1 protein-coding gene (running past one end of the window) is annotated in these 13,735 nt (G+C 71.0%); it reads right to left on the reverse strand.

Features of this window, described 5'->3' with window-relative positions:
• Positions 1-13,735: the end of a non-ribosomal peptide synthase/polyketide synthase gene (locus RHCRD62_RS06445; RefSeq protein WP_050063891.1), read on the reverse strand. The gene runs 29,876 nt beyond the window's last position; 13,735 of the gene's 43,611 nt are visible here — the last part of the coding sequence; its start codon lies off the right edge, out of view; it ends in the stop codon at positions 1-3.

Below are 13,735 nucleotides of genomic sequence, written 5' to 3' on the forward strand. Positions count from 1 at the left end.
TCAGTGACCGCGCAGGATCCCGTCGAGGACCGGACCGATCTGCGCCAGTGCCTGCGGCGTGGTCATGCCGTTGTGGTCGGAGTCGACGACATGGGTGCGGATCGTGCCGACCACGTCGACCCACTGCTCGGCGCCGCTGCCCGGCTCACCGGGGCCTGTCCGGGCCGCGAAGTACTCGACGTCCCCGTCGAACGGCTGCGGGCGGTACGCCTCGATGAGGTCACCGGCCCGACCCGCACTGGTGAGGATGCGCTCGAGATCCGCCGTGGTGAGCGACGCCGGGAAGCCCGGCACCCCGCGCAGAAGCGTGAGCAGACCGTCGGCGGTGATCGCCGAGGGATCCGGCCCGAGCTCGATGCCGAAGCCGATTCCGGCCAGCACCTCACCCATGTTGTCGGCGGCTGCGGCCGATCCGACCTCGACGAGGTCGAGGACGCTGTCGAGCATGACGAGCGACTCGACCTGCTCCCCCGCTGCGCGAAGGTGAACGGCCATCGCGTGGGCGAGGATACCGCCGAGCGACCACCCGAGAAGGTTGTACGGGCCTTCCGGCTGCACCCTGCGGATGTGGTCGACGTACAGCGCCGCAATGTCCTCGACCGTGTCCGGCAGCGTCCCGCCCGACAACGCGGGCGACTGGATTCCGTACACCGGACGATCGACCGACAGGTGCTGCGCGAGTCCGCCGTACGACCACGACAGGCCGACGAACGGATGGATGCAGAACAGCGGCGGCCGGCTGCCCGCGCTGCGCAGCGGAAGCACGACCTGCAGCGCTGCTTCACCGTCCACCGCGCCGGTGCGCGCGGCGTCGACGCGTTCGGCGATGCGCCGCGGAGTCGGGTCCGTGAACATCCACTGCAGCGGCACCCGAACGTCGGTCCGCTCCCCGACCAGCGCGACCAGGCGGGTCGCGAGGAGTGAGTGTCCACCGAGGTCGAAGAACCCGTCGTCGATGCCGATGCCGTCGGAGCCCAGGACCTCCTCGAAGGCCGTGACGACGACCTGTTCGGTCGGCGTGCTCGGCGCGACGTACGGCGCCCGCTCCGCGAACTGCGGTTCGGGGAGCGCTCGGCGGTCGATCTTGCCCGCACCGGTCAGCGGGATCTCGCTGATCGGCACGATCGCCGCGGGAACCATGTACGACGGCAGCACCTCACCGACGAACGCGGTGAGCTCGACCGGATCGACCTCGGAGCCGTGGACCGGCAGGACGTACGCGGCCAGTGCGGTTGCGCCGCCCGGGCCGGGCACGCCGATGACGTGCGCGAACTCCACCGTCGGGTGCGCGGCCAGCGCGGACTCGATCTCACCGAGCTCGATCCGGAAACCACGGACCTTCACCTGGAAGTCGGAGCGCCCGAGGTAGTCGACGACCCAGCGGTCGGTCCCGGTTCCGGACGCCGACTGCTCGGATCCGTCGCGCGCGATCCAGCGGGCGACGTCGCCGGTGCGGTACATCCGGTCGCCCGGCTCACCGTAGGGGTTGGCGACGAACCGGTCCGCGGTCAGCGCCGACCTGCGGTGGTAGCCGCGGGCCAGCGCGTTGCCGAACACGTACAGCTCACCAGCGACGCCCGCGGGCACGGGCCGCAGATGACGGTCGAGGATCACGGCGCCGACTCCGGCGAGCAGGCCACCGATCGTGACGTGTTCGCCCGCGACGAGGCTGCCGGTCGCGGTGACCCAGATCGTCGCTTCGGTGGGGCCGTACGCGTTGATGAACGACCGTCCCGGCGCCCAACGCGCCACCAGGTCCGCGGGGCATGCCTCGCCACCCACGGACACCATCCGCAGCTCGTCGAGTCCGTCGGGGTCGACGGACGCGAGCGACCCGGGCGTGATGAACGCGTGGGTGACGTGCTGCTTGCGGAGCAGGTCGGCGAGCTCCATGCCGCCGAACACCCCGGCAGGCGCGATGACCATCGTCGCGGCCGCACCGAACGCCATCAGGTACTCGAGGACCGACGCGTCGAAGCTCGGCGAGATGACGTGCAGTACCCGGTCGCCTGCGGAGATGTCGAAGCGCGTGCGCGCCTCCTCCGCGGTGTTGAAGACGTCCCGATGGGTGACGACGACGCCCTTCGGCAGACCGGTGGAGCCAGAGGTGTAGATCATGTACGCCGCCGACTCCGGACGCACGGGGTTCGTGCGGTCGGCATCGGTCACGGGTTCCCCGGACAGCTCGTCGAGGCGCGCGGTGACCGTGGCGTCGTCGAGTTCGATCCACGGCAGTCCGGCGTGCGGGCCGTCGCGGTGCGCACCGACCGTCAGCCCGAGCGCCGCACCGGAGTCGGTGAGCATGTGCTCGATCCGGTCGGACGGGTAGCTCGGGTCGATGGGCAGGAACGTCGCTCCGGCCTTGGCAGCCGCCCAGATCGCGGTGACCGAGTCGACGGACCGCGGCAGGGCGATCGCGACGACACTCTCGGTTCCGACGCCCGAGCCGAGGAGCATTCGAGCGACCCGGTTCGACCGTTCGTCGAGGTCGCGGTACGTCACGCTCTCGTCGCCCTCGATGAGCGCGAGGGCGGCGGGATCGACTGCGGCGGCGACGGTGAGCAGGTCCGGCAGGCTCAGGAAGCCGTGGCCCTGCGGCCCGCGGGCAGGCACCAGTTCCGCGCGCTGCGCCGCGTCGACGAGGTCGAGCGACGCCAGCCGAGTCCGCGGATGGCGCGCGAACGTCTCCACCGCCCGGGTGACCATGCCGAGTACGTCGCGGGCACGGTCGTGCGGGACGACACCGTCGAGGAACTTCAGCCTCAGGCCGAGGGTGCCGCTGTACTCGGCGACGAGGGCGAGCGGGTAGTGGACGGAGTCGGAACCCGACATGCCCGCAACCACCATGCCGTCGATGTCGCCGCCGCCGTCGGCGCCGCTGTCGGGATACGACTCGTACACCGCGAGGGTGTCGAACGTGGCGCCCGCGCCGGTGACGGACTGGATCTCGGGCACCCCGACGTAGTGGTGGTCGAGGAGGTCGGCCTGCTCGCCCTGAACACGGGACAGCATGTCGGTGACCGTCTCGGCGGAGTCCACCCGCACCCGCACGGGCAGGGTGTTGATGAACAGGCCGATCATGTCCTCGACGCCCGCGATCTGCGGCGGGCGTCCCGACACGGTGGCGCCGAAGGTGACGTCGTCGCGCCCGGTGAGGGTGGCGACGACCAGCGCCCACGCGGTCTGCACGACGGTGTTCATCGTGAAGCCGTGTTCGCGGCCGAGTGCGACGAGCGCATCCGAGACGTCGGCGTCGAGTTCCACCGACAGTTCCCGGGATTCACCCGGATCGCTTCCGGCGTCGCTGATGACGACGGTCGGCTCGTCGCTGCCGTCGAACGCGACTCGCCACGCCTCGAGCGACTCGGCCCGATCCTGCTTCGACAGCCAGGTCAGGAAGTCGCGGTACCTGCGTGCGGGCGGCAGGTGCGTCGCGTCGCCGTGGGTGGCGTACAGCGCGAACAGTTCACGCAGCAGCAGCGGTGTGGACCATCCGTCGATGAGCGCATGGTGCAGGAGCAGCATCAGGCGGTAGTCCCCGTCGGCCACCTCGACGAGCGTGAAGCGGATCAGTGGCGCCGACGCGAGGTCGAAGCCCTTGGCCCGGTCCGCGTCCTGCAGCGCGGTCAGCGCCGCGTCCAGCTCGTCGGCGGGCACGCCGGTCAGGTCGACGGTCCGCCACGGCAGGACGACGTTCGACTGAACGATCTGCGCGCCGACACCGCCGTCGTGGCTGAATGCGACCCGCAGGTTCGGGTACCGCTCGAGCAGGGCCTGACCTGCCGTGCGGATGCGGTCGGGGTCGACCGCGCCGGTGAGGGTGAGCATCATCTGGACCTGGTAGAAGTCCGTGTCGCCCTCGGCAAGTCGAGACTGGTAGAGCAGTCCGTCCTGCAGCGGCGACAACGACATCACGTCGGTGAGGTCGGGGTACTGCTCCTCCCACCGGTCGATCTGCCGCTGGTCGACGGTCACCAGGTCGAAGTCCGACGGCGTGAAGCCTCCGGTGTCCGGGCGGACCGCGTACTCCGCGAGGGCGGTCAGCGCCGCCACCCACAGGTCGGCGAACCGCTGCACCTCGGCGCGAGCGAGCATGCCGCTCGCGTACGACCAGGTGGCGATCAGCTTGGAGCCCGTCGGGGTGCCGATCGCAGCGGCGTTGATGTCGAGCACCGCGGGCACGACCATGTCGTCGTCGCGGCGTCCGGCCAGGTTGACCGGCTGCTCGCCCGAGCTGCCCGTGTCGGCGGCGTCGTCGTTCACGGCCCCGCGGCGTCCCAGGTAGTTGAACCCGATCTGGGGGGCCGCGAACGCACCGAGTTCCTCGGCGGTCTCGGGGTTGAGCCTGCTGAGCAGGCCGTATCCGATGCCGTGGTCCGGGACGGCGAGCAGTTGCTCCTTGACGGCCTTGACCGCGGCACCGAGGTCGCCGTCGCCTGCGAAGGCGGCGGCCAGGTCGATGTCGGACAGGTCGAGCCGGACGGGAACCTGGGTGGTGAACCAGCCGACGGTGCGCGAGAGGTCCGCACCCGCCAGCACCTGGTCCTCGCGACCGTGGCCCTCGAGATTCACCAGGGCGGTCGGCTCGTCGATTCCGCGTTCTCCGCGCCACACGACCAGCGCCATGGCGAGCGCGGTGAGCAACCCGTCGTTGGCGGTGCCGTGGAACCGCTGCGGCAGGGCGGTCAGGACCGCGTCCGCGATGGCGGACGGGACCTCGACGTGCAGGTCCTCGACCGTCGCGACGACGTCGCGAGCCGGGTCGAGCGGACGGGAGCCGAGAGCCGGGTCCGGCCCGTCCAGGATGCGCCGCCAGGTGTCCAGCTCGGCCACGCGCCGGTCGGAGCGGGCCTCCTCGACGAGTCCGTGCGCCCAGCGCCGGGCCGACGTGCCGACCGGGCCGAGGGTGACGGGCTGGTCGTGTGAGATCTGTCCCCACGCGGTGACGAGGTCGCCGCTGATGATCGGCCAGGAGACACCGTCGACGGCCAGGTGGTGCACGAGCAGCATGAGCCGGCCCGGCTGCTCGGTGTCGTCGGAGACGAACCAGACCGCCTGCAGCATCACGGCGTCCGCCGGGTCGAGGCGATCGGCGGCCGCGTCGAGTTCGCCTGCGGCGACATCGACGAAATCACCCGTGTGGGTGACGGTGTGGACGAGGTCACCGGCGTCGATCGCGCCGAACTCGACGACCTCGAGCATCGGCGCACCGTCCGTGACGACGAGGCGCGCCCGCAGCATGTCGTGGTGGTCGATGACCGCCTGGACCGCTGCGACGAGGTGCGCCGGGTCGACGTCGCGCGGCAGCGTCAGGATTTCCGCCTGCGAGAACCGGCGGTAGCTGCGTCCGTGCTCGATCATCCAGTGCGCGATCGGCGACAGCGGCATCTCGCCGACACCGCCACCGGGCAGTTCCTCGAGAACCTCGAGTTCGACCCCGCCCGCGACCTCGGCGAGGGCCGCGACGGTCCGGTGCTCGAACACCATCCGCGACGTCAGGACGATGCCCGCGTGCTTGGCTCGCGCGGCGAGCTGGATGGACAGGATGCTGTCGCCGCCGAGCGCGAAGAACGAGTCGTCGACGCCGACGGACTCGAGCCCGAGGACCTGCGCGAACAGTTCGCACAGCACCTTCTCGGTGTCGGTGCGCGGGGCCCGGGACGCGCCGGCCCTGGCGGCCAGGTCCGGTGCGGGGAGGGCCTTGCGATCGAGCTTTCCGCTGCGGTTGAGCGGGAAGGCGTCCAGGGTGACGAAAACCGCGGGAACCATGTACTCGGGCAGGCTCCGGCCGAGTGCGGCGGTCAGGGCCTGCTCGTCGAGTGCGGTGTTCGGCGCGGGCACGACGTAGCCGACGAGGAGCTGCTGCCCGGGGGTGTCCTCCCGGACCAGCACCGCCGCCTGTGCGACCGAATCCTGTTCGTGCAGCACGGCTTCGATCTCACCGAGCTCGATGCGCAGGCCGCGCAGCTTGACCTGGAAGTCAGCGCGACCGAAGTAGTCGAGCTCCCCGGAGCTGTTCCAGCGCACCCGGTCGCCGGTGCGGTACATCCGGGACCCGGTGTCGCCGAACGGGTTGGCGACGAAGCGTTCCGACGTCTGCCCGAACATGGCGCCGTAGCCGCGGCCGACGGCGACGCCGCCGACGTACAGCTCGCCTGCCACGCCGACCGGGGTCGGACGCAGCCGGTCGTCGAGGACGTACAACTCGACACCGGGGATCGGCGCGCCGATCGGCACGCTGCCCTGCTCGTCGCGTCCGACCTCGTGGAAGGACACGACGTCCGACGCCTCGGTGGGTCCGTAGCTGTTGAACACGCGGAGTCCGCCGTCGATCAGCGTGCGCAGCGGTGTCAGCTTGACGGCTTCACCGCCGAGGAACAGCATCCGCAGACGCGCGAGTGTGCCGTCGGTGTCCGCGTCGACGACCGCTTCGAACGCGGACGGCGACATGTTGGCCACGGCGATCGGGTTGCTCGCGACGATCCCGAGGATCACCTCGGGATCGAAGCCGTCGCCCGCGAGGTGCACGGTCGCACCGGAGACGAGCGCGGCCCACACGTTCTTCTGCGTGAGGTCGAAGCTCGGCGACGACGCGACGAGCACGCCGTCGCCCGTCGTCAGGTCCAGCTCACGCCGGTACCAGTCGACCGTGTTGGCGATGCCTGCCATCGGCACCAGTGTCGGCTTCGGACGACCGGTGGAGCCGGACGTCGAGATGACGTAGCCGAGGCGTTCTCCCGCACCGGACTCGCGCCACGGGTCCTCCGTGACCTCCACTGCGACTGCCTCGTTCGGGCCACCGATTCCGTCGACCGCGAGCACCGCGGCACCGCCGACGGTCCCGTCGACCTCGGCCGTCGTGATCCACGCGGCCGTCGACACCAGCGCACGAGCGCGGGTGTCGGTGAGCAGCGCCGCGATCCGGTCCACCGGATGAGACGGGTCGACGGGCGCGTATGCGGCGCCGACCTTCCAGACGGCGAGCATGCCGACGATCCATTCCGCGGACCTGGCGAGCGCCAGGGCCACGACGTCGTCGCGACGGGCACCCGCCGAGGTCAACTGCGCGGCAAGGGCGTTCGCGCGCTCGTCGAGTTCGCGGTAGGTCAGGGACGTGCCACCGTCGACGACGGCAAGCGCGTCCGGGGTCCGGTCGACCTGCGCCGCCATCCGGCCGACCAGCGTGGCCGCTCCGATCGCGGGAACGGCGCCGCGACCGAACGCGTCGATCTGTGCACGCTCGTCGGGCCCGAGCAGGTCGACGTCACCGATCCGCAGGGCCGGGTTTGCCGACACCTGCTCGAGGATCCGCACGAACCGGTCGGCGAACCCGCGGACGGTGGACCCGTCGAACAGGTCGGTGGCGTAGCTGATCGATCCGGCGATCGACGCGGCCGTGCCGTCCTGACCGTAGGTCTCCTGCAGGCCGAAGGTCAGGTCGAACTTGGCCGGCTCGGGGCCCGCGTCGACGGCGCCGACGGTGAGTCCCGGCAGTTCGAAGCTCGCCTGTTCGAGGTTCTGGAACGTCAGCATCACCTGGAACAGCGGCGAGTGTGCGGTGGAGCGTTCCGGTTCGAGCACCTCGACGAGGCGCTCGAACGGAATGTCGGTGTGACCGAACGCCGCAAGGTCGCTTTCGCGGACCGAGGCAACGAGTTCGGCGAAGGTGGCGTCCGGGTCGACCTGGGCACGCAGCACCAGGGTGCCGACGAACATGCCGACGAGGTCGTCGAGAGCGGCGTCTCCACGGCCCGCCGACGGGGTGCCGAGGGCGATGTCGGTCGTGCCGGACAGCCCGGCGAGCAGCACCGACAGTGCCGCGTGCGCAACCATGAACACGCTCGCGCCGCCGCTGCGCGCGACCTCGACGAGGGCACGGTGCGTGTCGGTGTCGATCGTGAAGTCGATCGAGTCGCCGTGCAGTGACTGCACCGGCGGCCGGGGCCGGTCGGTGGGCAGTTCCAGCTGCGTCGGCAGATCCGCGAGCGCCTCACGCCAGAAGTCGATCTGGCGTGCCGCGACGGACTGCGGATCGCGCTCGTCTCCGAGCACCTCACGCTGCCAGATCGCGAAATCTGCGTACTGGACCGGGAGTTCGGTCCACTGCGGTTCCAGGCCCGCGGCACGCGAGCCGTACGCGACCATGACGTCCCGCGCGAGCGGAGCCATCGACGAGCCGTCACCGGCGATGTGATGCACGACGACGACCAGGACCCGCTCGGTCGGCGAGGTCTCGAACAGCGCGATCCGCAGCGGCGGCGCGACGGTGACGTCGAAGCCGGCGGTGGCGAAGGCGCCGACTGCGCCGAGAAGGTCGGTGTCGGACACCTTCCGCGGCGCCAGTGCCGGGACCACCTCGTCGGCGGGCAGCACGACCTGGAACGGTTCGCGTCCGGCCGCCGGATAGAGCGTGCGGAGCGTTTCGTGCCGGTCGACGACGTCCGCGACGGCCTGAGCGAGCGCGGCGACGTCGAGCTCACCGGTCAGTCGCACCGCCAACGGGATGTTGTAGGCGGCGGACTCGGTGTCGAACTGGTTGAGGAACCACATCCGGCGCTGCGCGAGCGAGAGCGGGACACGGTCCGGACGCGGCACGACCGTGAGAGCCGGACGCGACACACCCTCTGCGCGAACGGAGTCCACATGAGCGGCGAGTGCGGCGACGGTGGGGGCGTCGAACACCTGCCGGACACCGATGCTCGCACCGAGGACGGTGCCGATCCGGGCCGTGACCCGGGTCGCCGACAGCGAGTTGCCGCCGAGGTCGAAGAAGCTGTCCGTCGATCCGATGCGGGCGACGCCGAGCACCTCGGCGAAGATCCCGGCGACGATCTCCTCGGTCGCCGTCCGCGGCGGGGTGTACCCGCCGGTGACCGTGACGATCTCGGGCTCGGGCAGTGCCCGGGTGTCGAGCTTGCCCGCAGGAGTCGTCGGCAGTTCGTCGAGGACGACGATCGCCGACGGCACCATGTAGGCGGGCAGGGTCCGGGCGATGCGCTCGGTCAGCTCCGCGACGCGGATGTCGGCGCCGGGGGCCGCGAGAACGTACGAGACCAGGTGGGTCTCACCGGAGTCGACGACGTGACCGGCGGTGTGCGCGAAGTCGACGCCCGGGTTCGCCGCGAGCGCGGCGTTGATCTCGCCGAGCTCGATGCGGAAGCCACGGACCTTGACCTGGCTGTCGGACCGGCCGAGGTACTGCAGGCGCGGCAGGGTGTCGTCGGTGGTCCAGCGGACCACGTCACCCGTGCGGTACATCCGGGCGCCGCCACCGTTGCCCGTCGCTCCGCCCCCGAAGGGGTTGGCCACGAAGCGATCCGACGTCAGGCCTGCGCGGGCGTGGTAACCCCGAGCCAGTTCCGGACCGGCGAGGTACAGCTCGCCGGGCACCCCGACGGGCACCGGCCGCAGCCGGGAGTCGAGCACGAGCGCCTCGACACCGAGGGTGGGTCCGCCGATCGCGATCGGCTCACCCGCGACCATCGGGCCGTCGATCGCGACCGCGATCGTCGCCTCCGTCGGTCCGTACATGTTGTACATCGCCCGGCCACGAGCCCAGCGCTCCGCGAGCTCGGGCGGACACGCGTCGCCGCCGGTGCCGATCATCACGAGACGATCGAGTCCGCGCTCGTCCACGGACGCCAACGCTGCCGGCGTGATGAAGGCGTGGGTGACCTCGCCGTCGCGGAGCAAACGGGTCAGCTCGGCGCCACCGAAGACGCTCGGCGGTGCGATGACGAGGGCGGCACCGGACCCGAACGCCATCAGGAACTCGATGATCGACGCGTCGAAGCTGGGGGTGGTCACGTGCAGCACCCGCGACGCGGAGCTCAGCGAGAAGCGGCGGCGGACGTCCTCCACCAGGTTGTACACGCCCTGGTGGCTGACTGCGACGCCCTTCGGCAGTCCGGTCGACCCGGACGTGTAGATCAGGTACGCCGCATGACGGACGTCGAGCGCGGACACGCGAACGGCGTCGGTGACCGGCGCCGCCGACTGCTGCGCCCACTCGACGGCGAAGTCGGCGTCGTCGAGCACCAGCCAGTCGATGGTGTCGTCGAACGAATCGCGGTGCGCCCGAACCGTGATGCCGAGCGGAGCACCGGAGTCGGTGAGCATGTGCGCGATCCGGTCGGCCGGGTAGTTCGGGTCGACAGGCAGGAACGCCGCACCGGACTTGGCGACGGCCCAGACCGCGGTGACCGATTCGATCGACCGGGACAGACCGAGCGCGACGAAACTCTCGGGGCCGACGCCGCGGTCCACCAGGACGCGAGCGAGGCGCGTGGACCGCTCGTCGAGTTCCCGGTAGCTGACCGACGTGTCACCGAGCACGAGTGCGGTGCCTGCCGGGTCCGCCGCGGCGACCGAGGAGAAGATCTCGGGCAACGTACGGATTCCGGTCTCGCCCACGCCGCGAACCGTCGTGAGGGCGCGGCGTTCGACCTCGTCCAGGATGTCGATGTCGCCGACCGGGGTGGACGGGTCGGCGGCGATCGCATCCAGGATCCGGGACAGGCGCGCCGCGAACAGCTCCACCGTCTCGGCGTCGAAAATGTCCGTGGCGTAACCGAATCGGGCGGTCATGCCGTCCGCGACACCGTCGTCGTCGATGCGCTCCGTGTAGGACAGTTCCAGATCGAACTTCTCGACGTGGGTGTCCTCGGCGATGCCGCTGACGGTCAGTCCGGGCAGGTCGAACCGCTCCTCGCCGACGTCCTCGGTGGACAGCACCACCTGGAACAGCGGTGCGTGCGACGTGGACCGGGCGGGGTCGAGGACGTCGACGAGCCGCTCGAACGGCAGGTCCGCGTGGGCGAACGCACCGAGGTCGGCCTCGCGGGCCAGGCCGAGCAGGGTCGTGAAGTCGCGAGCGCCGTCCACCTCGGTGCGAAGAACGAGGGTGTTGACGAACATGCCGACGAGGTCGTCGAGGGCACGGTCGCCGCGTCCGGCGATCGGGGTGCCGACGACGACGTCGGAGGTGCCCGACAGACGTGCCAGCAGGACGGCGAGCGCGGAGTGCATCACCATGAACACGGTGGCGCCGCTGTCCCTGGCGACCTCCCGCAGCCGCGCGTGGGTCTGCGGCGAGACCGCGAAGTCGACGCGCGCGCCCTGCTGGGCGCGTTCGGCCGGACGTGGCCGGTCGGTCGGCAGCGCCAGCACCTCGGGCACACCCGCGAGCGTCTCGGTCCAGTAGGCGATCTGCTCGGCGGCGAGCGACTCGGCATCGGATTCGTCACCGAGCACGTCCCGCTGCCAGAGCGTGTAGTCCGCGTACTGCACCGCGAGCGGGGCCCAACCGGGCTCCAGTCCCGCCGTACGGGCCAGGTACGCGACCATCACGTCGCGGGCGAGCGGCGCCGTCGACGATCCGTCGCCGGAGATGTGGTGGACGACGAACGCAAGGACGTGCTCGTCCGCGGCGACCCGGTACAGCGCGACCCGGACTGGGGCACCGGCGGTCACGTCGAACGGAGCGAGCGCGAATTCCCGCACCACCGACGCGATCTCGTCGGCGGTGACATCGATCGGCGTCAGGTCGGCGTCGATCTCGTCGACCCCGAGGATCACCTGGTGCGGTCCGTCCGCGGAGTCGGGGAACACCGTGCGGATGGACTCGTGGCGGGCGATCACGTCACGAACCGCGGCGGCCATCGCCGCGGCGTCGAGGTCGCCGGACAGCCGAACCGCCAGCGGGATGTTGTACGCGGCCGAGTCCGGGTCGAAGCGGTTGAGGAACCACATCCGCTGCTGCGCCAGCGACAGCGGAATCCGCTCGGGACGCGGACCCGCCGTGAGAGCGGGCACGGCCCGGCCGGTCCCGGCGCGCTCGGCCTGCTGGGCGAGACCGGCGACGGTCGGCGCGTCGAAGAGCGCGCGAACGCCGAGGGCGGTGCCCAGCGCGGCATTGACGCGGGCGATCACCCGGGTCGCGACGAGCGAGTTGCCGCCGAGGTCGAAGAAGCTGTCGGTGGCACCGACGCGGCCCCGCCCGACGACCTCCGCGAACACGGACGCGACAATCTCTTCGACCGGCCCGCGCGGCGCCACGAACGCGGCGTCGTCGACCTCGATGTGGGGAACGGGCAGGGCGCGACGATCCAGCTTTCCGCTGGCGTTCAGCGGCATCTCGTCCAGCACGACGAAGGCGGCCGGAACCATGTAGGCGGGCAGACGGCCGGCGAGGTGCGACTTCAAGACGCCCTGGTCGACGCCGGTGCCGGTCGTATCGGCACCGCCCACGACGTAGGCGACCAGCTGGTCACCGGTGTGCGGGTCGCTGTGCAGGACGACGACGGCCTGCTCGACCGCGGGATGCGTCAGGAGCGCCGACTCGATCTCACCGAGCTCGATGCGCAGGCCGCGCAGCTTGACCTGGAAGTCGGTGCGGCCCAGGAACTCCAGCTGTCCTTCTGCATTCCAGCGCACGAGGTCGCCGGTGCGGTACATGCGGGAACCGTTGCCCTCGAACGGGTTCGCAACGAACCGGTCGGAGGTCAGGTCGGCGCGGCCGACGTAGCCGCGCGCGAGCTGGTCGCCGCCGTGATACAGCTCGCCCGCGACACCGGCCGGAACCGGACGCAACCGGGCGTCGAGGACGTACGACGTGGTGTTCCACACAGCTCGGCCGATGGGGACGATCCACTCCCCCGCCTCGGCGGCGTCGAACGCGGTCGTGGTGATTGCGGCCTCGGTGGGTCCGTACGTGTTCTCCACGACAGCACCGAGTTCGGCGACCTTCCTCGCAGTCTGCGGGGTCAGCGCCTCGCCACCCGCGATGATGTGACGCATCGAGTCGGGCAGCCCCATGTCGGGGCTGGCGAGCAGCATCTCGAGCAGCGACGGCACGAACTCCGCGATCGTGATGCCCTCGGCGGCCATCACCTCGGTCAGGTACTCGGGGTCGCGGTGCCCGTCGGGTCGCAGCACGACGACCACGCCACCGACCTGGAGTGCGGCGAAGCACTCCCACACGGAGACGTCGAAGGTGATCGGCGCCTTCTGCATCACCCGGTCGGCGGCGGTCATGCCGAAGTAGGTGTGCATCCAGCGGGTCTGGTTGACGATCGCGTCGTGCGAGACCGCAACGCCCTTCGGTCGCCCGGTGGACCCGGAGGTGTAGATGACGTACGCGGCGTTGCCCGGCCGCAGCGGCGCGGTCCGGTCGGCGTCCGTGACCGGGTCGGCGGAGTAGCCGTCGAGGTCGAGGGTGTCGACGTACAGCACCGGACGATCGGCGGGCAGGTCGACGCCGTCCGCGGTGGTGGTCAGCACGAGCCTAGGGTCCGCGGACTGCAGGACGTATGCGGTGCGGTCGGCCGGATGGTCCGGGTCGAGCGGCACGTACGCGCCGCCGGCCTTGACGATCGCGTACATGCCGACCATCAGGTCGAGGGAACGGCGCATCGCGAGACCGACACGGACCTCGGGCCCGACACCGGACTCGATCAGCATGCGCGCCAACCGGTTCGCGGCGCCGTCGAACTCGAGGTAGGTGAGACTGCGCCCCTCGTACCGCACCGCGACCTCGTCGGGGGTGCGGGCGACCTGGGCGTCGAACAGGGAGACCAGCGTCGCCGGCTCCAACTCGACGGCGGTGTCGTTCCAGTCGCGCAGCACCATCGCGCGTTCGGCGGGCGCGAGGATCTCGACGTCGCCGACACGGGCGGCGGGGTCGGCGACGACGGCACCCAGGATCCGGACGAAACGCTCGGCGAATCCCGCGACC

Source organism: Rhodococcus sp. RD6.2 (assembly GCF_001040705.1).
Lineage (GTDB): Bacteria > Actinomycetota > Actinomycetes > Mycobacteriales > Mycobacteriaceae > Rhodococcus_G.